Origin of the sequence: Mesorhizobium sp. ESP6-5, from assembly GCF_020164695.1 — a bacterium.
GTDB classification, from domain to species: domain Bacteria; phylum Pseudomonadota; class Alphaproteobacteria; order Rhizobiales; family Rhizobiaceae; genus Mesorhizobium; species Mesorhizobium australicum.
On record NZ_JAIUGR010000005.1, the window covers coordinates 338,339 to 363,861 of the forward strand.

Consider the following 25,523-nt stretch of genomic DNA (forward strand, 5'->3'; position numbering starts at 1 on the left):
CAAGCCGCGCTGGGAGCCATGACGGTCCGCGAATGTCACGAGTTTAGAGGCTCATAGAAGCTCCACTCGGCCACCACTGCATCCGGAAACTATATTGCCTTATCGCTGCGCTCCGATACCCAGATTGCAAATCTCTTTAGGCCCTCCTCGAAACTCACTTTCGGCGTCCAACCCAGAAATTGATTTGCCTTCTCGATACTTAGCACGCTGGCAGGGACATCAAAGAGGCGGCTTGGCAGGTAGATTCGATTTGCTGAGCGGCCAGTTGCTACTTCTATTGAATCCAGCACCTCGTTCAAACTGTGCCCTTGGCCAGATCCAATATTAAACACCCGCTCGTTGCCAGCGTCATCAACCGCGGCCAACAACGCGCGAACAACGTCGTCTATGTAGATATAATCACGGACTACCGAACCGTCACCCCATATCTCAACAGACTCGCCACGCAAAACCTTTCCAAGAAATACTGCGATGGCGCCTTGGCTGCTATTAACTCGCTGCCCGCCACCAAAAGGATTGGCCAACCGCAAAACTGTGTAATCCAGATTATACAGGACACGAAACAGGTACAAGTATTTCTCTATCGCGAGTTTTGTAATACCATAAGGGACTATAGGGTCCGTGGGATGTGTTTCCAAGATCGGGGTCTGTTGCGGCACACCGTAGACGGTACCACCCGAAGACGTGAAAATTACCTTCTTAACTCCAGACTTAACCGCCTGGGTCAGAAGCCGTACTGTCCCAACAACATTGCTTTCAATATCGAACATCGGATCGGAGTTCGACGATTTCGGCAAGGTGGTCGAAATCAAATGAAAGCAAATTTCACAATCTTGCAATGCGTTCGCGATGTCAGCGCCATTGCTAAAGTCCCCCTCCAATATTTCTAGATTAGGGTGCACCGAACGCTCCTCATGGAGGAGGACTCCATGCGGGCGATACAGACAGCGAACTGCGTATCCGCGCGCGAGTAGCGCATCAACCAGATGAGAGCCGATGAACCCACGCCCGCCGAGCACTAGGCACCGTTTAAGCGTTCCTGATTCAACGCGCCCTGTTTCACTCACAACGCTTCTCCAACAATTGCAGTCTCATTGTGAGAAATGCTGTTGTCAGAAATCCGCAGCACATCCCGATAGATGGCTTCGTATTCCTGCAACATGCCAGACGTTTCAAATTTGGCAGCAGCTATTGGGACACGATCCAATATTTCGTTATAGGCGTCATCGTCGTTGGCAAGCCGGCGCATGATTTCCCCAAGGGCGGGGATGTCAATTTGCCAATCGGTTAGTTCAAATAGTTCCCCGGCAAGCCCGCTGGTGGTATCGAGCATAGACCGAATGTCGCCCACGTTGCTGGCGAGCGCCGGCTTTCCAGACAACAGACAATCTATTAAAACCAGCGGAGCGCTTTCACCCTTGAAGCGTGACGGCAGCAGGCCAGCGTCGGACATCGCAAAGTAATCCCTTATGTTCGAGCGAAACCCAAGAAATCGGACAAATTCGTTGCTGTAATGCGAACGAAGCCGAACGGCTTCCGGACCCTCCCCAATTAGCAGCAGCCGGATTTGGCGCGGCGAGTGCGCGTTCGCCCAAATCACAGCTTCGATTGCCTCCTCCCATCCTTTGTCTGGGATCGCCCGCGCGACGCAGCAAAAAACGAAATCGTTCGGCGACAGCATTAGCTCGTCACGCGATATTGGAAAGATCTGCTTTGCCGGCAGCGCATTGTCTATTCTGCGGAAGCCCTTGTCCCGGCGAAAGTCATACGGAAACGGCTTTACGTTCTTCTCCGCGGTATACACAATCCGACTGATGCGCCGCTGAAGCACAGGCGTCAGAGTATCCAACTGTTCAGATGTCATCATCTCGTACATGCCATGCATGGTGATGACTTGCCGTATGCCTGGATAGCCCAGCAGCAATGTGGCCAAGGAAACATCCACCCACGCATGGTGGGAGTGCACCAATTCGATGCCCATGTCCGAAAAGGCAGCAGCGGCGTGCTCCAATTGCTCCAGTTCGAGCACCGGAATAGTCGGCGACAGCATGTCCCGAACACCGGGCTCGGTCGGCTGCGCGTGGCAGTTGAACAGGGTCACCGGATAGCCTTTTTGCTTGAGCAAGTTGGCCAGCATGATCGGAAAGGTTTCTCCGCCTCCAGCGGTAAGAGCGTAGACTGCCATGACAAGATTGGGGAGCCTTTCGGACTTCAGGCGCCACACGCGATCCAGGCTATAAAGCTGCTGGAAATCGCGTCGCCGATTGGCCCCACGCCGGCTGCACCAGTGGCTGTAAAGATACAGCTCCTGCTTGTCCAGAACGTTGCGCTCGACGTGGTAGAGAGACACGAGATATCCTGCGACGATCTCATGCTCCGCGTAATAATCGTCATCCTTCTGGGCATCCACCGACGTGTTCTTCGGGTGCTGCCGATAATAGTTCGTGGCGTGGGGACTGTAAGCCACCAACCCACCGCGTATGACGGAGATGTAGAAAATCCAATCGCCGCACAGTCGCAAACCGTACCATCGCGGGTCGTCGAAAAGTGTCAGTTGGCCAGGATGCCGGAACAGAGCGGAACTGACATTGGGGAGGAGGTTTTTGATCGCCCAGCCGCTCGTGATCATGGCATGGGCCGACCGGATAAAGGGCTTTCCCCAAATGTCGGGACCCAGGTCGTGCAGGTAATCCGACGTTGTCCAGACCGTCTCGGCGGGCGTACCTTGCACGAATTCACAGCGAGCGAATGCCAGCATCACACCTGGGTTTTGAAAGCAGCGGACCAGTTCTTCTAAGAAATTTCCGGAACAGTAGTCGTCGCTTTCAGCAATCCAGACTAGACCTCCTGTCGCCAGGCCTAGACCTTTCTTCCATTGGTTGAAGACGCCGCCGGAATTTACCGTGTTGAACTGACAGCGAGTCTTCTCGGGATAACGGGCGGCAAATTCCTGTAGAATTGTAGTGCTCTCATCGCTCGAGCAGTCATCGAGCAAGATCACCTCTACGTTCTGGTAGGTCTGCTGATAGATCGACTCCAGTCGTTCCCGCAAATAGCATGCATGATTGTAGTTGGGCACGATGATCGATACACGCGGCACGAAATCCGGCGCAAGAGGGGGCAACTGCCCGTAGACCAAGGCGGGCGAAAACCGCTCATCGCTGTAATCCATCGGCCTGCCAAGCAGGATGTAGGCGCGACGAACAATACCGCCGAACCCCTCCCGCATGAAGACACCGGCGATACGACGTGCGGCTAGGCGCCACGAACCGTGGTAAAAATCCAGCGTAGGCCTAATGGCGGCAAGCAAAAACCCCACACGCAGCAGGGTCCGCGCTGGGGTCTTCAACCTCTCCGTGATACGCCCCACGCCAATCCTCATATGTAACCAGATTCCCTTTCGGACACGGCAGAACAAATTACTGATCGGCGGTTCTGTCACCTAGCCGGCTATTGTTACGGCCAGCTTCGAAAAGCCGGACATATTGCGACGCAACAGCTTCTATATGATAGCGATCGGCAAGCTCCTTCACGCACGCCGATGCAGATTGGTACGCCTCGCGGTCCGAGGCCAATCTGGCAATCGCCGCCGCTGCTTTTTCGACGGGAACCTCCCAGTTATCGAGTTCGACAACGGCCCCGGCAATCGAATCCTCGGTCGACAACATGTTTCTGATCTCCCCCACATCAGTGGCGATGTATGGCTTGCCGGCAAATAGGCAGTCTACGATCGTCAGGGGAAAGCTCTCGGATTTGAACTTGGTCAACATGATGCCAATATCCGAGGCGGCATAATATCCAACGGAATTCTCGCTGAATCCGGCCAGATACACGAAATCGGGCACGCCGCTCCGGCAATATTCGTCATAGACGCGGCCGTTGCCGACGAGGATGAGCCGAATGTCCCGCCCCGAAATTGCCCGCGCCTTTTCCACTGCCGCGATCGTTTCAGCCCAACCCTTGTCGGGAATCGCACGGCTGACACAGCAGAGCACGAAGGCTTCTTCTGGTACGTTGAGCTGCGCGCGGTCTACCGGCGATATTGTCGGCGGCTGCATGCCATTGGGTATTTTCATGAACTTAGGTGAATTCTTTTTGTATAGACCTTGTTTAGAGAACGGACCGAGATTTTTGTCGGCTGTATAGATCCAGGTAGTAACTTTCTTGTCTGCACGGCTGAGCTGATCCTGAGTGACCTCAAATGCTTCCCCATGTTCAATCATTCCATGGAGTGACGCGACATGTGTGCGCAATCTGTCAAACACGTTAGGAACATGTATCGGGTACTTTTGTATATGCCATTGATGAGTGTTAAGCGCTTCAATACCAAAATCATCGATGATCGCCCTAACATCTTCAGCTTCAGGAGTTTCGACGAGCGGCACATCGTTTTGCAACATTCGGCGAACGCCGTCTTCGCGGGGGTTCAAGTTGGCGCTGAGGAGAAGGACAGAATGGCCTTGGCGCTTGAATTCATTCGCCATCCGGATGGGCAATATTTCAGCGCCACCTGGATAGAAACCCATGGTTGAGATCATGATATTCGGCAGACGCCCATCGCGAGCCTGGACTACTGCGCTGTAGTTATACCAGCTTTCAAACTGCTCGACGTCCCCCCCAATCTGTTCCCGATAAACTGCTTCGTATCCGTTGCGGCATCGCTCCAAGATACTCCATGGCACATCGTATAGCGCCGCAACCGCACGGCTCGCCAAGCCAACCTCACGATAGAAGCTTTCTTTCCGATAGGTGAGCTCTGCGGTACTTCCTGGGTAGCGGCGGAAGAAGTTGATGGCTTCCGGTCTAAACGCGATCTTTCCGCCCCGAAGGACATGAAGATAGAATACCCAATCTCCTGCGACGCGCATCGATTGCCAAGAATCGTCATCCAATAAAGCCATGCCGATAGGTCGCCTGAAGAGGACCCCGCTGGCGTTTGGGATAGTATTCTTGATACCTAATGCCTGCCTAACTTCGTTGTGCGCGGTTTCAACATAAGGACCAGTCCATTTGGCCGCACAATCCAAATCACTGACATAGTCGACGAATCCGTTCTGCATTGGAATTTCACGAGCGTCGACGAAGACAGAGCTCCCATATGCCAGCATCACTGCTTCATCATCAAAGCAGCGCACCAAAACTTCGAGGAATAGCTCGTCGCAAAAATCGTCACTTTCGGCAATCCAGACCAAATCGCCGGTGGCACACCTGAGGCCCTTTGCCCATTGGCGGAACGGCCCGCCCGAATTCCCGTTATTGTATATCCTACGCGTTATTTCAGGGTGTACGCTGGCATACTCATCCAGAATGGACTTGCTCCGGTCAGAAGAGCAATCATCCATTAAGATTACTTCGATGTTTCTATAGGTCTGTTGATAGATGCTGTCGAGGCGGCGACGCAGGAATCGTTCGTGATTATAGTTTGGTACAATGACGGATACCTTAGGCATGCGCAGGCCTGACTCCAGATTGGCGAGCGCGCGTGCCGTTTCGTTGAGGCGGGCAAAGCCACCTACTTTGTCAGGTTCAAGGACGCTACCTGTGCTCCAATTGTTCCACGCATCCAAGAACAACAGGCGCCGGTCTGGTGCGTGCACAGCTCTCGTCATGTCAATCACGGCGTCCAGCCACCGGCGATAATCGCCCATGGTGAACCGCGTATAGACCAGCGGGTGCTCTGACCCCTGAGGGGTGTTGTCGTGCCCCACGGTTATCGCATGATAGAACAGATGGGCGGCATCCCGGTCTCGTTCAGCCAGTGCGACGCCGTGCGACGCCACCACACTGTAAGGAATCGTGTGGGTTCCATTTTTGTCCACGGGCGAAAATGCGCCGCTCTTTTCCACCCTAGGCAGACTGAGCACCGCGTCAAAAGAGCCGGCCAACGCCGCTTCGTCACCTGAACCGGCCGACCGGCCAATCATGAACGGGTTTGACATTCCTGCGTCAACAAGCAATCTTCGCAGTTCAGCCAGACGCCCGTCTAGGGCAGGACCGGGGTCGGCAGCTCTGGCTACGAGGACAGGCCGGTCTCCAACGTGGATTTGCCGACAATCGGTGAGAACTGGAGCGAGCGCCTCGACAAGTTGCATCGTCGGAATATCCGGTGAAAGCTCCACCTGTGGGCAGAACCCGATTTCGATGTCGGCATGAGCTAGGAAGTGGTCGATCGGCGACGACCCCGTTCCGAAATTCGCAATATCGAGATCGAAAACGAAGCCCACAATGCCGTGGTGCACGGCCATTTGCGCCTGACGCTTTAGCACTTGCCAGTCAACGGGAGCGTAATGGCCAAGTTCCGCGGCGGGCTGCGGAGGATATGCATGTCCCTTGAAGGCTGGTCGGCCGCGTCGCAAACCATTCCAATCTGGGGATGAATAGAAAGCCAGGGGCTTGATGTCGCTTTCAATTGCTCCAAACCAGACATCATTTTCGTGGCGGATTGTTAGATCAGGCAAAGCATGCCTGTGCTCCGTCCACCCGGACGTAGCGTAGTGCCAAAAGGGATTTAAGCCCGCGTTGCGGATGTCGTGGTAGGTAGCAAGATAAAATTGGGTATCGAATTCGTCGGACGGATTTCTGCCTTCCTGCCAGCCCCGTTCGCAATAATGCCTAATTGCCGCGTCGGGAGAGAGTTCAAGGTCGGCATACATGGATACATAAAAGCGCTCGTCAAAAAGCCCCGACGCATGGATGGCATCGACTTCGGCCGCGAGTTCTTCACTCGACAACGTTCGGTATTCCAGTGCTGCGGAGTCGATCGCGGCCGGCGCATTGTCGGGACCACCGGGCTCGGCGAGGACGCTCGGTGCCGGCGCGAGCGCCCGACCCTCTCGCTTGCCGTGCTTGAGATAGTGAACGAGTGGGTTGACGCCTACCCTAGCTACATCCGGATTGTCGGATAGATATTGCGCCGTGTTGAACAGCGGCGATGGGTTTCGGAGCTCTCTCCAGCCATGGACGAAATAATGACTTGCGAGATCCAGGTCCGCGTCCTTCAAATCCGGATAAGCGGCCCGATAATAGTCCGCGTCGAACAGAGAACTCGCGCGGATTGTACGAGTCGACGACTTGGCGACCCACCCACCGAGCAGATCTTTCCAAAACCTCTTCGCTGGGGCAGCGTCGGAGGAGCGCTCCTGCCGACCAACACCGAGAATCCTAGGCAGGGATACGAACAAGCGCCCTGAAATCGATCGTTGGATTTGATCGTAGGCATGTTGAAGAGCAGAAAGCTTGTCATCTCTATCGATGAGGCGCTTCGCGATTTCGGTGGTCAGATGGGCGATCTGCCCATCACGCTCACCGATGGCATTGTGCAAGCTCGCAATCTCGGTGTCACGCCCGCCAATAGCGTCGTGCAACCTCGCAATCTCGCTGTCACGCCCGCCAATAGCGTCGTGCAGCCTCGCAATCTCGCTGTCACGCCCGCCAATGGCGTCGTGCAGCCTCGCAATCTCGCTGTCACGCCCGCCAATGGCGTCATGCAACCTCGCAATCTCGCTGTCACACTCGCCGATGGCGTCATGTAAGCATACAATCTCGCTGTCGCGCCCGCCAATAGCGTCATGCAACCTTGCAATCTCGCTGTCGCTCCTACTGATAACGTTATCCTTCTGGCCAACCGTCGTACCCAGGCTGGCGACTTGCCGGTCACGATCGGCAACGGTCCCATTGAGGTCAACGATTTCTGCCGAGCGTTCGTCGACCGCTAGCTGAAGGCTCGCAATTTGCTCCCCAACCTCACTTAGCTTCTGATTGAGATGGATAATTTCACCCTCGCGCGCCGAAAGCGCCGTACCAAGCTCGGCAATCCTGACGGCGCGCAACTCCAATTGCTGATGTCGTCCACGGATAAGCCCGATGGCCTTAAGCGCAACATCCAACTGCTCGCGGGAAAAAGCCTTCCGTCGAGAGGGGGGCGTTCGTTCATATCCGAAGATGTCGAAATCGACGCTGTATAGGCTGGCGATCAGTTCGGCACTTCGGTTGGTCAGAAATTCTGGAGCATAAGGGATAAGGCTCTCGTTGGCCCGTCGAACCCCAAAGGGGTCCGGAACGTATTGACCAATCCAATCGACCAGGGCCTTGCTTAACTCCGGCGCCTGCTCGATTTTTGCAATCTGCGAATAAGTGATGAGATCAGGACGAAGCAAATCTGCCTGGGGCGTCCAATGATGATCCCAGTAGGAGGGAGCTTCATTGGCGGCCAGATGCTCAAGAAATGCCTCAAATGCCGCAGCAATATCGCGCTCGTCATTCACCGGATAGTGGAGGAACTCACTGTTAGGATAAAGTCGGGCTTGATGCGGCTCCCGAACCAAAATTTTCGACTGCCAGGCAGAAAATAGCCGCTCGTAAGGATTTCGGACGACGGCGAATCGAAAATAGGAATCCGAGGACAGCGCCTCTGATAGGTCCTCCTGCTTCAAACCGGTGACATGCGGCGCCACCTTGTGGGATTCGTGAACAACTAGGTCAGGATCACTCTCGTCGCTGTCCGCAATGCCATGCAGCGCCTGGGCATAACCTTCCAAGCAAGCAAACCACCACTTGAGAGACGTACACGCGACTTTTGGGGTGCTAACGTACAATATTCTGTACTGCTTCGACAGGTAGCTATTCCATTGCAGATGGCGAACTAGCCCTTGGCTTTCGCCGACTAAACGTTCGACATGTCCTAGGCGCAACTTCTTACCCTTATCATTCTGCGGATGCATCACAGGTCACCGACCATATATGCGTTGCATTTTTCGGCCCAGATTCCGACCGTTTTCAGACAATCAAGGTGATGATCCCGAGGATCTGATTTTCTGAAGAACTCGTGGACGACGTGCGACGACCGGTCCAACACTGCCCTGCTGATATCAAAATAGCTCACACTCATGCGATTAGCGATCTCCTGCAGCGCGCGGTTGTATCTGAGTGTCAATTGGGTTCTGTCATGCAGGCTCGCTGAAACCTCGCGGCGCAGGTTAGCAACCTCGCCCATATTGAACCGATCGTCGAGCGTCGGAAGGCTCGCGCCGGTTATGCACAAGCGCTCAAACCCCATTGCCAGAATGTCCGATACAAACTCACCATACGCGTTAACAGACTCCTGAAACTGCTCCTCCACGCTCTCCCCCCGCTTGTTTGCCCTCCACCACATTACAAATCCACAATCCACTTCACCTAGGTGGAGAAGGACATGCGAGCGTTTCGAGGCCGATCTAAGGAAAGATTTGAACAGATTGACCGCGTCCGTTAGCGAGTTTGGATTTCTTAAGCCGACGGCTGTGGCACCAGGAACAATGCAGAAATCGCTCGTTGCTACATCCAGAAGGTTTAGCTCTGCTGCCAGCTTAAGCGCCTCCAAATGCGAATCGCCTACCGCAAGTAACGTCCCTTCCACCATGTTTGACTTAAGCCGTCTCAAGGCGAGGTTGACCCGCACTCAAGTTCACATACCCAAATGAACTAGGCTTTCCCGCCGCTAACACACGAAACATAATTGCATCCATTATTCGATGAGCGCAGGTCGGTTCTTCGGCAGACCAAACGCCGCCACCGACAAAATACACGCCCGAGATAAGGCTCATGTTGAACGAGAACCTGACCTTGAATTCGCCCCCGCCTCGGACGGCCCTGACAAAGCTGCCTTCCTCTGGATATCTCTGCCCCGTGATGACCGCTCCAGAGATATTGCGAATATGTATCCCGAAGTAAACGCCAGGAAGGCTGTCAATAAACTTTCCCGAGATTTCAAACTGATAGACCGATCCTGGGTTCAGGACATTCACAGCATTATCGTTCTCGTCGAATATGGCTATGTTTTCGATCTCCGCTCCCTGAACAGGGTAAATAGACGTCGTTTCCGGAATGAGCCCGGGATCGAATGTTGCGGCGTTTTCGTCCGAAGCCTTCTCTGATACCTCAAGGACAGGAAACTCGCCGTCAACGGCTGGCGCTTCGCCGCTCTGATCGGCCGCCCTATAGCTCTCGACAAGGAGTTGGTGCTCCTTGTCTGGTGCATATATTATTTTCTGGTAGGCGCGTATGGCCTGCTGTGGCGACGTGTACATAATCCGCGCCCCTCGATCGAGAAGCAATGCCCGGTCGCACAATTCGATGATACTGGGCGCCGAATGGGAAACGAACAGGATCGATGTTCCTCTGCCCTTCAACTCCTCCAGTCGCGCGAAACATTTGCGCTGGAATTTCTCGTCGCCGACAGCCAGGGCCTCGTCTACCACGAGAATATCAGGGTTGATCATGGCCTGAACGGCAAATGCTAATCGCACCACCATCCCGCTGGAATAACTCTTCACAGGCTGCTCAAGAAAATCACCTATATCGGCAAAAATGGCGATATCATCGAAGCGGGCTTCAGTCTCTTCCGGACTTAAACCCAGTATTGCGGCGTTCAGGTGTATGTTTTCGCGCCCCGTGAACTCCGGATTGAAACCAGAACCGAGCTCCAGAAGCGCTGCGATCCTTCCGTTGGTTTGGATCTGGCCGCTGGTCGGATTGAGGGTGCCGCAAATCATCTGCAGAAGCGTCGATTTTCCGCTGCCGTTGCGACCGATGATGCCAACGGTTTCGCCTTTTTTGACCTCCAGCGAGACGTCTTTGAGCGCCCAAAATTCGCGAAAGTATTGTCGTGGTTGCATCCCGACATTGCGGTGAAGGCGCGGCATCACGAACTGCTTAAGTCGGTCACGAGGTCGGTCGTAAATCTGATAACATTTGCTCAGATTTTCCACCTTGACCGATACATCAGAGGACATCGGCAAATCCTTTCCGGGTCCGCTGGAACCAGGCAAAGCCGAGCCAGGCAAACAGGGAGGCTGCCAACAGATAGACGGCGAGAAGCGTGAAATCCGGCTGTTTGCCCCAGTAGAGCACGTCACGTGAATACTCGATCGCAGGTGTCAGCGGATTCAGATAGAGCAGCGGGCGATAGACTTCCGGCAGCGCGCTCGCCGGGTAGAATACGGGCGACAGAAACATCATCGCCGTTATAAGGATACCGATGAACTGCGAGACGTCACGCAGAAATACCCCTAGCGACGCGAGCATCCAACTCAAACCCAATATGAAGATCAAAAACGGCAGAAGCACCAAAGGGAAATATATCACGGTGATCGGAGGTATGCCATAAAGCACAACGTAGGCCAAAAACCAAACCCCAAGACTTATCAAAAGATGGAACACTGCGGAACCAATGACGACACACGGCAGTATTTCAAGCGGGAATACGATTTTCTTGACGTAATTTGGGTTTGAAACAATTAAAGTTGGAGCTCGGTTTATTGACTCCGCGAAAAGGTTAAAAATGATCAACCCTGCGAAAAGGATGAGAGCGAACTGCACTTGAGATCCGACGCCACCTCCCCAGCGAGCCTTGAGAACGGTGCCAAATACGAAAGTATATATCGCCAACATCAAAAGCGGATTAAAAAATGACCATAAAATCCCCAGGAACGACCCTCGATAACGTCCGAATATTTCGCGTTTGATCGAAGCTCCAATAAGGGAGCGATTGCGCCACAAGCCGCGAACCATTTCCAGCGGAGAAATTTGAAACTGTTGCATTAGGAGACAAGCCGAGCAGCTGCCTTTTCCGTCGACTTCCGCCAGTCCGGCGCCGTCCACGCGAACGCGCTCGCGAATTTCGCGCTCGACAGCCGCGAGTTGACAGGGCGGCGCGCCTTGGTTGGGTAGTCCATCGTCGTGATATCCCGTACCCGCGCCCAGGGACCACCAAACCCCCGGCTTGTGTCGAGGATATGACGGGCAAAGCCGCTCCAGTTGGTCTCGCCCGTGCCGGCTAGGTGATAGGTGCCGAATGCGGCGAAGTCCTTGTCGCCATGCAGCAGTGCGGCCGTATGCAGGATCGCGTCGGCGATATCAAGGGCGGATGTGGGATTTCCCCATTGATCTGATACCACCGAAATCTCATCGCGGTCGGCGGCCAGCCGCAGCATGGTTTTCGCGAAATTCTTGCCGAACGGACTGTAAACCCAGGCGGTGCGCAGGATCAGGTGGCGCGGATTGGCTGATGCCACCGCCTGCTCGCCGGCGAGCTTGGAGGCGCCGTAGACACCAAGCGGCGCAGTCGGGTCGGTTTCGACATAGGCATCGGCCTTGGTGCCGTCGAAGACATAGTCGGTCGACAGGTGAATGACCGGCACGCCCAGCCGCGCCGCAGCCTCCGCCACCTTGCCGGCACCGGTCGCGTTGACCGCAAAGGCCAGATCGGGCTCGTCCTCGGCCTGGTCGACGGCGGTATAGGCGGCGGCGGATACGACGATATCAGGCTTGGCACCCGCGATGGCGTCGATGATGGTGTCGGGCCGTGCCAGGTCAAGCTCCGGGCGACCGATGGCGACGACCTCCACGCCGGCGCGCGCCTGGCCGGCCGCGAGCAGGCTTGCCGCGACCTGGCCGTCGCGTCCGGTGACAAGCAGCCTCACGCGCCCACCTTGCGGGCTTCGCCCAGTCTTTCGCCGGCATAGCGCTGTTCGCGGATCGGCCCCCACCACCATTCGTTGTCGAGGAACCAGTCCACGGTCCTGGCAAGGCCGCTGTCGAAATTCTCCCTGGGGGTCCAGCCGAGCTCGCGGCTTATCTTGGTGGCGTCGATGGCGTAGCGGCGGTCGTGGCCGGGACGGTCGGTGACGAAGGAGATCAGCTCGCGATAGCGCCTGCCGCCGGCGCGCGGACGCCTGGTGTCGAGCAGGTCGCAGATCGTCTCGACGACGGCAAGGTTGGTGCGTTCCGAATTGCCGCCGACATTGTAGCTCTCGCCCGGTTGCCCTTTCGTGGCGACGAGTTCCAGGGCGCGCGCGTGATCCTCGACGAACAGCCAGTCGCGCACATTGGCGCCGGCGCCATAGACCGGCAGCGGCTTTTCGTCGAGCGCGTTGAGGATGACGAGGGGGATCAGCTTCTCGGGAAAATGATAGGGGCCGTAATTGTTCGAACAGTTGGAAAGCACGACCGGCAGGCCGTAGGTCTCGTGCCAGGCGCGCACCAGATGGTCCGAGGCCGCCTTCGAGGCGGAATAGGGCGAGGACGGCGCGTAGGGCGTCTCCTCGACGAACATGCCGCCGTCGAAAGGCAGGTCGCCGAACACCTCGTCGGTGGAGACGTGATGGAAGCGGAAGCGGCTTTTCCTGTCGTCGGACAGGCCACGCCAGTATTCCAGCGCGGCGTTGAGGATCTTGTAGGTGCCGACGATGTTGGTCTCGATGAAGGCGCCCGGTCCGTCGATCGAGCGGTCGACATGGCTCTCGGCGGCCAGGTTCATGACGATGTCGATATCGTGCCGGCGCAGAAGGTCGAGCACCGTCCTCTCGTCACAGATGTCGGCCTGGGCGAAGCTATAATTATCGGCGTTCTCGATCGGCCGCAGCGAGGCCAGATTGCCCGCATAGGTCAGCTTGTCGAGATTGGTCACCCGGTAGGCCGGGTTGGCGCACAAATGCCGGCATACCGCCGAGCCGATGAAGCCGGCACCGCCCGTCACCAGAAAATTCATACCGCAGTCCTCACGCAAATACCCATCAGGCGAATACCTCGGCGACGGCGAGCAGCGGCGCCTTGAGGTCCTTGTCCGAAAGCTGGAAGCCGCCGGCCAGCGACGGCCATCCGATGCCGATGGTAGGATCGTCGAAACGGATCGACCGGTCATGCTCGGGCGAATAGGTGTCGGTCACCTTGTACAGCACCTCGGTGTCGGGCACGAGCGTGACGAAGCCGTGCGCGAAGCCCTTCGGCACCAGGATCTGGTTGCCTTTTTGCGCCGACACTTCGAGGGCGACCCATTTTCCGAAGGTTTTCGAGGCGCGGCGGATGTCGACCGCGACATCGAGAATGCTGCCGCGGATCACCCGCAGCAGCTTGTCCTGGGCACGCGGCGCCAGCTGGTAATGGAGCCCGCGCAGCACGCCCGCGGCGGCGGAATAGGAGTGGTTGTCCTGCACGAAAACCAGGTCGATCCCGGCCTGCGAAAAGAGCTCGGCATTGTAGGTTTCCATGAAGAAACCGCGCGCATCGCCATGGCGTTTGGGAACGATTTCCAGCACCCCGTCGATGCCAAGGGATCTCACCTCCAGCATCTAGCCCTCCGACAGATCGGCGACACGCCGGCGCAGATAGGCGGCGTATTCGTTCTTTCCCAGGCGAGCTGCACGCTGCAACACCTCGTCAGCGCTCAGCCAGCCTTGTTCGAAGGCGATTTCCTCCGGACAGGCGACCTTGATGCCCTGGCGGTGTTCGATCGTGCGCACGAAGGAAGAGGCTTCATGCAGGCTGTCATGCGTGCCGGTGTCGAGCCAGGCATAGCCGCGTCCCAGCCGGTGAACATGGAGCTGTCCGCGCTCGAGATAGACATTGTTGACCGCCGTGATCTCGATCTCGCCCCGCGCCGAAGGGCGGATGGTCGGGGCGATGTCGACGACGTCATTGTCGTAGAAATAGAGACCCGTGACGGCCCAGTTGGACTTCGGGCTTTGTGGCTTTTCCTCGATCGTCAGCGCGGTCCCGGTCGCCTTGTCGAAGGACACCACGCCATAGCGTTCAGGATCCTCGACATGGTAGGCGAACACCGAAGCGCCTGTCTGGCGCGATGCAGCGGCGCGGCAAAGCTGCGACAGCCCGTCGCCAAAATAGATGTTGTCGCCCAGGATCATCGACACGCTGTCCTTGCCGATGAAATCGCGGCCGATGATGAAGGCTTCGGCGAGGCCATTGGGCTGCGGCTGCTCGGCGTAGGACAGTGCCAGCCCGAAGTCCGATCCGTCGCCGAGCAAGTCACGGAAAGCCGGCAGATCACGCGGCGTCGAAATGACCAGGATCTCTCTTATCCCCGCGAGCATCAGAACGCTCAGCGGATAATAGATCATCGGCTTGTCGTAGATGGGAAGAATTTGCTTAGAGACTGCTAATGTTAGTGGATAGAGACGCGTTCCACTGCCTCCAGCAAGGATAATTCCTTTCAAGAAGCTCTCCTCGACATGCCAAAGCCCCCCGGCCCTGATTGCCTGTGCTTAGGTTTCATGCATTGGCTTGTCAATGCGGCACACAACAAACGCATTGGCCACGCACGGGCAATCGGCTGGCGCCTCCCGCTTCGGCCGAACCCACCTGGTCCTACCTTGGCAAGGCCGATGCCCTGGCCGGGACAAGCAGATTGTCCTCGTCGCGGCGGCTGGCCTTGCCCAATTCATCCCTCTGGTTGAGCCGATCGGCAAAACCGCGGTGAAAGACAATACCGTTCAAACAGGCAAACGTCATCGCAAGGGCGGCGGTTCGCAGGGGATAATCGACGAGGGAATGAACGAGCAGAAAAGCTAGCGACAGAAAAGCCGCCTTCTGCAACGGTTCCCCGCGAATTCTGGTGGACGATGCGGACAGCAGCACCGCATAGGCAACCATCAGCAAGATAACTGGCAAACCGCCCTCTAGCGCCAATTCCAGATAATCGTTGTGCGCATGATTGACATAAGACTTGAAGATCATGCTGCCTTTTTCATGGATCTGGTAAACCTTCTGAAAAGCGCCAAATCCGACACCGGTGGTCCAATTCTGTTCAATTCCCTCAACCGTGGTCCGTGCGAATTCGGCTCGTCCGAAGGCCGGGTCGACCACTTTGGCATCGATCTTTGCCCACGCGCCGATCGTGTAGATCGAAAGGCCGATGAAAACCGCGAGGATGCCATAACCACCAACCCTCGAGCGCGCGGACAGGAAGACAACGGAGATGGCGGTGATCGCCAGCCCGATCAAAATGCCGGCCCGCGAACCGGCGGCCAGAAGCAGCAGCAGGAGGGTTACCAGACCGAGCGCTCCTGACAGAAGGTGGCCGCGGAACAAGCCATAATATACCACGAAGGGGATCGAGACGAAGAGCAAGGCCGAGAAGTGGTTCTGGTTGGCAAAGAGACCCGCATTGATGGTAAACGGCAGCAGTCCCTCGATGGCGACGGTATCGGAGAGCGAATACTGGATCGCCGCCGCCAGGCCATTGCAGATCACCCCCATGAAAAAGAACGGCAGAAGACCGTGGACCTGCTCGGCGCGCAGGCGCAGGACGGCGAGGAAGAACGCCGCGGCCGCGACAAAATAGAGCATGCACTCGATGGTGCGCCCCACTCCGACGCTGACGAAGCGCAACCGGCTTTCGCCATCCAGCCATGGATCCGCAAGCAGCACCGCGGGCCGTACCCCCTCGAGCAGGGTCGCGGGCAGCGGCACGACCTGAAAACAGAACACCGCAACCACAAGAGCAAGCAACCACAACACGGCGCGGGGAATTGCCTGTTGCGACGGCCTCGAGAGGATCGCCGCGGCGCAGATGACCGCCGCAATCTCGATCAGCATCTCGGTGTACAGACCGCTCGCGGTGCCGCCACCAATCAGCATGGATAGAAAGAGCACCGAGCCAAGCAGATATTTGTCCCACTGCGTGGGCTGTCGCGACCGTTCTCTCACAACGATACTCTTTCGATGCTCAATTTGTGCATGACCAACGTCCCGACATACCGAAACCGCCAACTCTGTGCGATCGTGGCCGTTTCCAGTCTCAGCAACTGCATCGGGCACGCCGCCGGCCCAACCGTGAAGTCCAGGCTCAGGCTTCGCCTGTTGAAGGTGCCTTCCGGTATGTTGAAGCGGGCTATCTCGCGTGAGGGAGCGACGCACCTGAGAGACCAGAACAAATCCTTCGGCAGTTTGAGATTCGTGGCCGAAGCGTTCAGGGAAATCCTGTAGGAGCCAGGAGGAAGTTCGATAAATTGCTGAAGCGCCGCGTTCTTGACGGGCGTGTTCAGAAATCGAATCGTCGCTCCTCTGTCGCTTTCACCTGCATCCCGCGATCCGGCGAAGGTGATCTCCATACCCGACCGGTCGTGTATCACCCAGTCGAATGGTTTGCCGCTGTGGACCGGTTCGAAGCCGCCGTTGAAAATGTAGCCGCCCAGTTTCCGTTCCTCGTCGGACAGGCTGAAGAGAAACAGCCGATAGGCCGGGTCATATTGCCTTTGCTTGATGTAGCCATCGATCACGGCCGACAATTCGTTGGACGTTGGAGACGTCGGGGACCCCGCGAGATCGAGCAACAGTTGGTTTGCGGCTGCCAAACCCTGGGGGTTCTGGCCAAGGGTCGAAAAAAGCTTGCCCCGCCATGGCGCCTCCGCCCGGATGGCGGCGAGCACGGCCCCGTACCCTTCGGGATTGGCGAGAATGGCCGGCCAACCGGCGGCCACGGTTGAAAATTGATCAGGCCACCGACGCAGCAAGATATCGATCTCGGCTACAGCCCTTACCATGTTGTCCGTCTCGACGGAGCGATCGATGGATCTCCGCAATGCGTGTATTTCGGTCTTGGACAGCATTCGAGCCCGATCAAAGAGTTCGAACGCCTGGTCCTTCTCGCCCTGGCGATACTTGATCTCACCGATCAGGCTATAGAGGCGTGCATCCGCGACGTTGAAGCGAAGCGCATTCCGGGCCTTTGCGGCCAACCCGTCGAGATCGGCACCGTCGTTCGTCTGGTTCAGTTCGCCGGCGATCTCGCCTATCAAAGCATCTACGTTCAACGGATCCAGCGCGAGAGAGACGCTTGGCGTTCCCGTCTCAAGAAGACGACTTAGCCCGGTCGACGAAGCCATCAACACCAGAACGGAGGCGACGAACCAAACGCCTGAACGCAGGAGACTTTGCATGCGCGGGCTGGCCTGCTCCACCATCGACTTTGCCCTCGATTTTCGGGGTATTCGTGCCGTATTCGTAATACTGGGAATTCATGTATTTGTAGGCGTAGTTGTAGTCGAACTTCTTCACCTGGAATTTCGACATCGCTGCCCCGATGACATTCGCTCCGGCTGCTCGTAGACGCTTCAGAGCCGTTTTGGCGGATTTGCGGGTTACCTGGTTGGTGGAAATCACCATCAGCGTGCCTTCGGCAAGCCGGCCGAGGATCGGCGCATCCGAAAGGCCAACGACGGGCGGCGCATCTATGATGACCAGATCGAAGCGCTTGCCGAGATTGGTGATGATCAGCGCCATTTTGGGCGAAGAGAGCAGGTCCGCCGGGTTCGGCGGTATCGTCCCCGACGTCAGAACAGTCACATTGGGATATTTCGTCGCTCTGAAGATACCGGCCAGATCTTCCTTGCGAACGGTGTTTGTCAGGAGATTGCTCAAGCCGATCGCGTTGTCGAGGCCGAACAGCCGATGCAGATTGGGTTTGCGCAAATCACCGTCGACAAGCAGAACCTTTGCGCCGAGAGCGGCAAAATCCTGGCCAAGCTTGAACGATGTGGTCGATTTACCCTCCGACGGTTCGGAGCTGGTCACCAGCAGCGAACGCGGCGCCCCTTCCGCTCCTGAGAATTGCAGCGACGTCCGCAACGAACGATAGGCCTCCGAAAGCCCCGACTTCTGATCGGCTATGCTGGCTATGAGTTCCCGGTCATCGACGAGCGGCAAGATGCCGAGCATGGCCAATCCGAGTTCTTTTTCGACCTGCTCCGGATTTGTGAAGGTGTTGTTGAGCAATTCGACGATGTAGATGATCGACGCACTCAAGGCCATGAAGAGCACCAAGGCTATTGCAAGATTGATGCTGAGGCGAGGAGAATAAGGGCTCAAGGGCCGGGTCGCGACATCGACAACGGCAGCGCTTTGCGTCTTGAGCTCAGAACTCACGCCGACTTCGTTCAGCTTGGCGATCAGGCCGTCATACTGCGACCGGTTGGAATCGACCTCGCGCTTGAGGATGGTGTATTTGATGTTCTTGTCGTTGAAGACGATCTGCTGCTTTTCCAGCTCCGTGAGCTTGGCCTTGAGGTCGGCTTCCTTGTTCTGCGCTTCCTGAAATTTCAACCGTAGCGAGTCCGTTATCGCCAGTACGCCATTGTTGTAGAGCCGCTGCAGTTCCTTGATCTGCGACTGCAACTGCTGCATTTCTGGAAAGCCAGGTTTCAGGATGCCTAATTTCTGCTGGTATTGGCTTGTGAGGTCCGCGAGCTTTTCACTGAGCTTCTGCAGGCCTTCGCTCTCCAGAACCGGACCGAGACTGGCGCCACGCCCCTTGTCCACCTGATCCACCATCCGCCCGGCATCGAGACGCTCCTGGATTGCGGTCGCGAGTGCCGTGTTGAGGGCCTCGATGTTTGACCCGATCAGCGATTTGTCGCCGCCGGTGACGGTAATGCCGGCATCCTTGGCATAGGCGACCAGTTCCTCCTCGGACTTCTGCAGCTTCTGTTTGACCTGCAGGACCTGCTCCTGAATGAACTGCCTTGCCAGATCCGACGTCTCGCTGGTCTGGTCGAGACGTTGATCGATGAAGCTCTGGGCGACCTGATTGGCGACATCGCTCGCATATTTCGGCTTCTGGTCGACGAAGGTGATCGACAACAGGCTGGTGTTCGTCACCAGATTGACCGTGAGGTCATCGAGGACGCGCTTGATCGCCATGCCTTCCCGCTCTTCGGGCGTCTTTTCCTGGATCGAGGGCGATTTGGAAATTCCGAAGGCGCGGTAGAAGATGTTGCCGATTGAAAAACTCGGAGTCGGAAACAGGAAGTCCGGCTTTTCGGCTAGGCCCAGTTGAAAGACCACGCGCTGCGCCAAGGCCCTGCTCTTCAATTTCTCCCGGGCGGTCAGAAACGCCCGGACGTCACTGTTTTCGGAAACCACCTCAATGTCCTGGAAGACCTTTGCCGAAGGGACCAGAACCTCCAGCTGCGTCGTCGCTTGATATTTGGGTGTCTGCATCATCGTCACAATGACACCGGCGACGAGGCCCGCCACGGCCATCATGACGATCAGCCAGCGATACTGGATGACATAGAACAGCAAACGGAGCGGATTGAAGCCCTCGTCCTGGGCGGCATAGTCACGGCCATACGGGCTATAATTCTGCGCCCCATCGTAATAAAGATCCGCGGACAGGGCTTGGCCATGTCCGGGACCGGCAATTTGGGGCTGCCTGTTGCGATCGAGCATGGCGCAAAGTCATCCTGGTTTGTCCGTGGGCCGGCCGTGCCTGTCTTATGGAATGACCGCAATGCGGGCCGCGCTCGAGGCGAGACCCAACGCGTCCTTGAGATTGTTCATCGCGATTTTCGACTTCGAAGCGAAAACGACGATCACGTCGCCGCCGTAGATGCGCGGGTTGCGATTCTTGCCTGCGCGAATTTCCTCGACATTGTAGTTGGCGACCAGCCTGCTCTGGCCAAAATTGCGATAGACGAAGACCTTGCCGGCGTCGCCGACAGCATTGAATCCTCCGGCGAGCGCGATCGCATCCAGCAGGGAAGCGCTGCTGGACACCGGATAGATGCCTGCCCTGTTGACTTCGCCGTCGACCGTAATGCGCTGGCCTACCGATTCCTTCACGAAAATCGTCACGTCGGGCGATTGCAGATATTTTGCGCCGTACGCGGTCTCGATTTCCTTCTCGAGCTGACGAACGGTCTTGCCGGCCGCGGTCATCGCGCCAATGAGCGGAAGGGAAATCTGGCCGCTGGCATCGACCTGAACGGTCCTGTTCAAATTATCGACCTGGAAGACGCTGACTTCGAGCACGTCGTTGGCTGACAGCGGCTGCTCGCTGCCATTTTGCGTGTTTTGCGGCGCTGGCAGGTCTTTCACCACCTGCAGCGCACCACCGCCGGCAAGGGCCGTCGAAGACGATGTCGGTTGCAACGCTTCGACGGAGGCCGTCGATGATGTCGAAGAAGAGCTCGCGCAAGCAGAGAGTGCAAGCAACGCGGCCAGCGTCGGCATACCTGCATTGTTTCTGGCAAGATCGAAAATGTTCATCCCAGAGACCCGCTCTTGAACAGCCGACCCAATCCGCCGAAACGGCTCGCGCTGCCGGCATACAATTTCTTGGTGCTCACTTTTCCAATGGGCGCGAGCAGCTGATTCTGCAATATCGCGCCCGGGCGTTTCACCGCCATATTGTAGGCTTCATCTTCGCCGCACCGATTTGCGATGGCGACCACCGCCTGGGAAAGCCCCGGCCGACGCCTCGACGGGCCGTGCGCATCGGATGCGATGATGTCCACCCTGCCTTCGTCGAGCAGCTTTTCCGAGTAGTAGAGAGCGGTCCGGCCAAAGGCTCCTACGACCGAATCCGCCGTGAGCTGGATAAGGCAGCCCAATGCGTTCAATCGCTCGACTACGTCATAGTTCGATTTGATCCAGGTCAACCGTTCAGGATGGGTCAGGATCGGAATATAGCCCGCGCCAACGAGGCGGGAAGCGAGATCCTCGAGCCGCGGCGGCAAGATGTGATGCGGTGGCTCAAAGAGGAAATAGCGCGATCCGTTCAACGTCGGCACTTTGCCGAGCTTCAGCCGGTCGGGAAGATCAGGCGAAACATGAACCTCGGCGCCGACGTAGAGGACAAGCGGGATGCTGGCGCAAGCAAGTTCCCTGACCAGCGCCTCGACTGCCTGGGCAATATTTGTCGTGCTGTTCTCATAGACGCCGGGCATGACGTGCGGGGTGCACACCATATGCGTTGTCCCATCAGCCGCTGCCAGCCGCGCCATTTCGAGCGATTCAGCCAGACTGGAAGAGCCATCGTCGAGACCAGGCAGAATATGGGAATGCAGGTCAATCATTGGCGTTTCTGTCTGCATGGAGGCAAAGCGACGCCGCTGCCTCGACAAAATACAAACGCATCACCCGCATGGCGGCGAATGACGCATTTCACAAGCTTACGCAGAACAGGAACGCTGGGGACCGACTAGCGGCTGACGGCGTCATCGTCATCCTGCAGGCCGAGAAGAAGGGCCGCGCCACCGCCAATCGCACCGGCACCGAGGAGAACCGGCAAAACGCCGGGCTCGGAACCGGCCGGCACGACAGCGGCTTGCGGTGCATCGAACGACACGCACATACCGCCCTCGGCAGGGTCGATCTGGACGGTCACATTCGCCGGAACGTTGAACGCGCAATTGGTGCCCACAACCAGGGAAGCCGAAGCCTGCGCCCCCGTCATGATGCGTGCGCCCGAATAGACCGGCGCCTCGCCATTCACACCGGTATAACCGCCAGCCTGTGACATCCGCACGTCACCCTGGACGTTGGTCAACTGGCCGATCACACTTCCCGAAACCGGTATGGCCGCAAGGCAGGAACACTGCGCTGCCTGTGCGAAAGCCGCGGACCCGGCAAACAAAACATTTCCCGCTGCGAGCGCTACAAAAGCAATAACAACTCCAACTCGACCCGTCATTTCCGCCCCATCGAAACCAGCTATTCCCCGCCAGGATCGCCCACACTATTTCAACAACTACTAATGCAATATAGTTAACGAACCCATCTAAAGACACTATCGGCGCGCCGCGGCCAATCACGGCAATGGGCCACAGCCTTCAACGGCTGACAGCGCTGTCGTCGTCCTGCGTAGCCGCAAGCACGCCGGTCGCAAGAAGCGCACCAGAAAAAATTCCCTCGGGCGGACCGAAACCGCCGACCGCTCCGCCAGACTGCTGGATGGCGGCGGTCTGCTCGGAGCCAATCAGCTTGAGGCAGATGTTGCCCTCGACGCGAGAGACATCCAGGCTCGAACTCGCCGGCACATCCAGGTTGCAGCCGCCAACGGCCACGGACGCCGACCCCTTGGCGCCGACCACCACACGACTGCCGGAATCAAGCATATTTCCTGCCTTGGCCGGGCCGTAGCCGGCGGCCTGCGACACCATCACATCGCCATTCGCGGAAACAATGGATCCAACCGGATTTGACGCACCATGATAGGCAGTCGCGCAACTGCAAGATGCTTTCTGAGCAAATGCGGAAGCGGAACCGAAACCGACGGAAACAACAAATCCAACCACCACGGTTCTGACGATGAGATTCATTCGTTTTGCCTTCTCTCGAAGCCGCTCCTTGGAACTTGCAAATCAAAAGTTTATGACATCAGCGCGTAACAGTTTTTTGCCACAATTCCAACCTGTTTCGCGCCGGCGCTAGAATTTTGACTTGCCTCGTGCCTTTTGGGAGCTCACCATTTTAGCAATAGCGCATGAAAAGTTCTGATTATCGCCGGCGAATTTCAGATTACCCGAAAAACAATTGAGATATCCTTTGCCCCGTGACTGCGCGCGAGCGCTCCTGATCAGACTTGGCGAACGGGAAGGTGGTTCACCATCACCGATGCAGCCACGGCAGCTTGCGCCTGATCGGACAATCGTGGACTGGCAGCGGCTCATGAAGCCCCGGCGATCGGCCGCTAAGACGGAAATAGATCCGGTGTCAGCCGGCTCACGGCCGAGAAGCGGAAGGCGATGGCCGCTCATCACGTGGCGGCAGCCGTAAGCTTCTCTATCTGATGCATGTAGCTCTCGACGACGATCGTTTCCGAAAACTGCCGTTCAACCTTTTTCCGGCTCTCGTTCCCCATCGCGTCCCTGGAGTGGCCGTCCATCGTCACGAAATCGATCATCCGTGCCGACAGGTCGCTGGCATCCCTGACCTTGCAAAGGAAACCGTTGACGGCATGGTCCACCACCTCCTTGCAACCGGGCACGTCCGTGGCGATCAGAGGTTTGCCCATCGCGGCCGCCTCGAGCAGTGAGCGTGGGGTCCCCTCCCTGTAGGAAGGCAGGACGACACAATCGGCAGCGTCCAGGAAAGGGCGAACGTCGTCGGTGGCACCGAGATACTCGACCAAACCCTCGTCGACCCATTGCTCGATTTCGGCGCGGCTGACCGCGGTTCGGTTCTCGACATCGAGAAAGCCAAGGAGTTGGAAGCGCACCGCAGGCGCTTGGCGACGGACGAGGCGGGCAGCCTCGATGAACTCACCTACACCCTTGTCCCATAGCAGCCTGGCCACCAGCAGAAACACGATGGCGCTGGACGGCGCGCGCTGGCGCGGCGACGGCGAGAAGCGCGCGAGATCGACGCCTGAGCCGGGCAACAGCGCGGTCCGTTCCTTGCGCACGATGCGCGCGCCGACGAACAGCATCCGGTCGTCGTCGTTCTGAAAGAAGATCACCTTCGAACGGGCCAGCGCCAGGCGATAAAGGGCTTTGGCGATTCCCTGGAGAAGGCCGCCCTGGAGGAAGACAGTGCCGAGCCCCGAAACATTGTTTATGACCGGAATGCCATTCAGGTTTGCAGCCATCGAGCCAAACACGTTGGGCTTGATGGTGAAGCCTACGAACGCCAGCGGCTTCTCGCGGCGCAGGATAAGCCAGTAGCGCCACAGAAGCGCAAGGTCGCGAAAAGGCGAGGTGCCGGAATTGTCGATTTCGATATCGACGTGGCGGCAACCCATCCGTGGGATCAAGGATGAATACTCGTCCCTCGGCGCGACGACGACGACATCATAGCCACGCCGCCGCAACGCCTCGATCAGGCCTCTGCGGAAATTGACGACGTTCCACGACGTGTTGATCGAGATGACAATCTTCCTTCCCACCTCGGACCCCACTCCCCGCCCCTCCGGATGTCCTTCAGCTCATCGACGCGCGCGTCCGCACGGTTCCAGTCCCAAAAGTCTCGAACAACCGCAAGATCACATCGTCATCGGCCACCGAGGAGATGCGCGTGAAACATGCATCCCTTGCAAGCCGCAGGTCCTCGGGCCCGGCAATAAGCCCGGCAACCGCGCGAGCGATGTCTTGCGGGTCGTCTGGGTCAAAGTCGAACCCGGACCCCGCAGGGAGGTAATGCCTCGTGCCGCTGTCGCGCGACATCAATACGGCACATCCCGCCCAGGCGGCCTCGACGGGAGATACCGCGGCAGGTTCCGTACGCGAGGGCAATATCAAGAGATCATGGCTGGCATAGATCGAGATCATCCTGTCATGAGCTATGTTGTTTTGAAACCGAAGTCTGTCCGCCAGTCCAAGCGCTTGGGCCTCTTGCCGCAAGGCCTCACAAAAAGCCGCGTCGGAATGCGTCGCCTCCTCGCCGCACAATGTTATGGAGAATGGTGTGGACGCCGAGATCACCGCCAGTGCCCTCAGAAGCAAACTGTGCCCCTTTCGCTCCCGGTATTTTGCCACCATCAGGATTCGGGGCGGCGAATGCAACGGCCTGCCTCGCAGCGCTCCGATCCGGATCGGCTCGAAGGGATTTCCGAATGGCAGGGGCATGGCGCCTCCCGCACCGACGGAGCCAGGATTCGACGGGAGCCGTGACGTGAAGTGCGCAATCCCGAGTTGCCGAAAGACAGCTCTGCGGATCCATGTGCCGCTCCATGCCTGAGGCCTGACATCCTCCTGATCGTAGATAACCAGCTTGCGGCCTTGCAAAATCGCACACAACGCGGCGACCCTGCAGAACCATCGCGTCACGCCGCGCACGATCACCACATCGGGATTCTCGACCCGAAGATGTCTCCAGTAGGAAACAAGACCGGGAAAGGAAAAGGGCGAGTTTGGGATATCGCTCGGACCCATGTGCATAACTCTTCGTGACAGCGCCGATGGTGCCACTACATTGGGAGAAACAAGTGTGTAATTCTCCGTTGCCCCTGTTTCGACGACGTCGATTGCAAC

The 25,523-nt window shown here is 57.4% G+C and carries 19 protein-coding genes; all 19 read right to left on the bottom strand.

Annotation, left to right across the window (positions count from 1 at the left end; translation table 11 throughout):
• Positions 1-89: 89 nt before the first annotated feature.
• Complete coding sequence (locus tag LB524_RS10845; RefSeq protein WP_224525947.1) at positions 90-1,067, bottom strand: NAD-dependent epimerase/dehydratase family protein; 978 nt, start codon at positions 1,065-1,067, stop codon at positions 90-92.
• A complete protein-coding gene (locus LB524_RS10850) occupies positions 1,064-3,370 on the bottom strand; it encodes a glycosyltransferase (RefSeq protein WP_224525962.1) in 2,307 nt (768 codons plus the stop codon). The genes LB524_RS10845 and LB524_RS10850 overlap by 4 nt, the downstream gene beginning before the upstream one ends.
• A 49-nt stretch (positions 3,371-3,419) precedes the next feature.
• Positions 3,420-8,720 (bottom strand): glycoside hydrolase family 99-like domain-containing protein, encoded by a 5,301-nt coding sequence (locus tag LB524_RS10855; RefSeq protein WP_224525964.1) that lies wholly within the window; start codon positions 8,718-8,720, stop codon positions 3,420-3,422.
• Entirely contained in the window at positions 8,720-9,397 is a 678-nt protein-coding gene (locus LB524_RS10860; protein WP_224525966.1) for a hypothetical protein, read from the bottom strand. The genes LB524_RS10855 and LB524_RS10860 overlap by 1 nt, the downstream gene beginning before the upstream one ends.
• Positions 9,398-9,404: 7 nt before the next feature.
• Complete coding sequence (locus LB524_RS10865; protein WP_224525968.1) at positions 9,405-10,769, bottom strand: ABC transporter ATP-binding protein; 1,365 nt, start codon at positions 10,767-10,769, stop codon at positions 9,405-9,407.
• The gene (locus tag LB524_RS10870) at positions 10,759-11,577 is read right to left on the bottom strand and encodes an ABC transporter permease (RefSeq protein ID WP_224525970.1); all 819 of its coding nucleotides are present in this window, start codon (positions 11,575-11,577) and stop codon (positions 10,759-10,761) included. Before LB524_RS10870 ends, LB524_RS10865 begins: the two co-directional genes overlap by 11 nt.
• A complete protein-coding gene (gene rfbD / locus LB524_RS10875) occupies positions 11,577-12,458 on the bottom strand; it encodes a dTDP-4-dehydrorhamnose reductase (protein ID WP_224525972.1) in 882 nt (293 codons plus the stop codon). Before rfbD ends, LB524_RS10870 begins: the two co-directional genes overlap by 1 nt.
• Positions 12,455-13,525, bottom strand: coding sequence for a dTDP-glucose 4,6-dehydratase (gene rfbB / locus LB524_RS10880; protein WP_140788277.1), 1,071 nt, complete (start codon positions 13,523-13,525; stop codon positions 12,455-12,457). Before rfbB ends, rfbD begins: the two co-directional genes overlap by 4 nt.
• Positions 13,526-13,550: 25 nt before the next feature.
• Positions 13,551-14,105 (bottom strand): dTDP-4-dehydrorhamnose 3,5-epimerase, encoded by a 555-nt coding sequence (gene rfbC, locus LB524_RS10885; protein WP_224525975.1) that lies wholly within the window; start codon positions 14,103-14,105, stop codon positions 13,551-13,553.
• Positions 14,106-14,987, bottom strand: coding sequence for a glucose-1-phosphate thymidylyltransferase RfbA (rfbA, locus tag LB524_RS10890; protein ID WP_140618669.1), 882 nt, complete (start codon positions 14,985-14,987; stop codon positions 14,106-14,108).
• Positions 14,988-15,138: 151 nt separating this feature from the next.
• Complete coding sequence (locus LB524_RS10895) at positions 15,139-16,479, bottom strand: O-antigen ligase family protein (protein ID WP_224525979.1); 1,341 nt, start codon at positions 16,477-16,479, stop codon at positions 15,139-15,141.
• Positions 16,476-17,735 carry a tetratricopeptide repeat protein gene (locus LB524_RS10900; RefSeq protein WP_224525982.1) on the bottom strand — a complete coding sequence of 420 codons (1,260 nt, stop codon included), beginning with the start codon at positions 17,733-17,735 and terminating at the stop codon, positions 16,476-16,478. Before LB524_RS10900 ends, LB524_RS10895 begins: the two co-directional genes overlap by 4 nt.
• Positions 17,623-20,001 (bottom strand): GumC family protein, encoded by a 2,379-nt coding sequence (locus LB524_RS10905; protein WP_224526011.1) that lies wholly within the window; start codon positions 19,999-20,001, stop codon positions 17,623-17,625. Before LB524_RS10905 ends, LB524_RS10900 begins: the two co-directional genes overlap by 113 nt.
• 45 nt (positions 20,002-20,046) lie before the next feature.
• Entirely contained in the window at positions 20,047-20,784 is a 738-nt protein-coding gene (locus LB524_RS10910; protein WP_224526015.1) for a polysaccharide biosynthesis/export family protein, read from the bottom strand.
• A 32-nt stretch (positions 20,785-20,816) separates the two neighbouring features.
• Positions 20,817-21,629 (bottom strand): tyrosine-protein phosphatase, encoded by an 813-nt coding sequence (locus tag LB524_RS10915; protein WP_224526018.1) that lies wholly within the window; start codon positions 21,627-21,629, stop codon positions 20,817-20,819.
• A 125-nt stretch (positions 21,630-21,754) separates the two neighbouring features.
• On the bottom strand, positions 21,755-22,102 hold the full coding sequence (locus tag LB524_RS10920; RefSeq protein WP_224526020.1) for a hypothetical protein: 348 nt from the start codon (positions 22,100-22,102) through the stop codon (positions 21,755-21,757).
• 283 nt (positions 22,103-22,385) lie between these two features.
• Positions 22,386-22,874: a hypothetical protein gene (locus LB524_RS10925; protein WP_224526027.1), complete on the bottom strand. Its 489-nt coding sequence runs from the start codon at positions 22,872-22,874 to the stop codon at positions 22,386-22,388.
• A gap of 437 nt (positions 22,875-23,311) precedes the next feature.
• Positions 23,312-24,439 (bottom strand): glycosyltransferase family 4 protein, encoded by a 1,128-nt coding sequence (locus LB524_RS28980; RefSeq protein ID WP_224526028.1) that lies wholly within the window; start codon positions 24,437-24,439, stop codon positions 23,312-23,314.
• A gap of 34 nt (positions 24,440-24,473) precedes the next feature.
• Positions 24,474-25,424: a glycosyltransferase family 4 protein gene (locus LB524_RS10935; RefSeq protein ID WP_224526031.1), complete on the bottom strand. Its 951-nt coding sequence runs from the start codon at positions 25,422-25,424 to the stop codon at positions 24,474-24,476.
• Positions 25,425-25,523 lie beyond the last annotated feature (99 nt).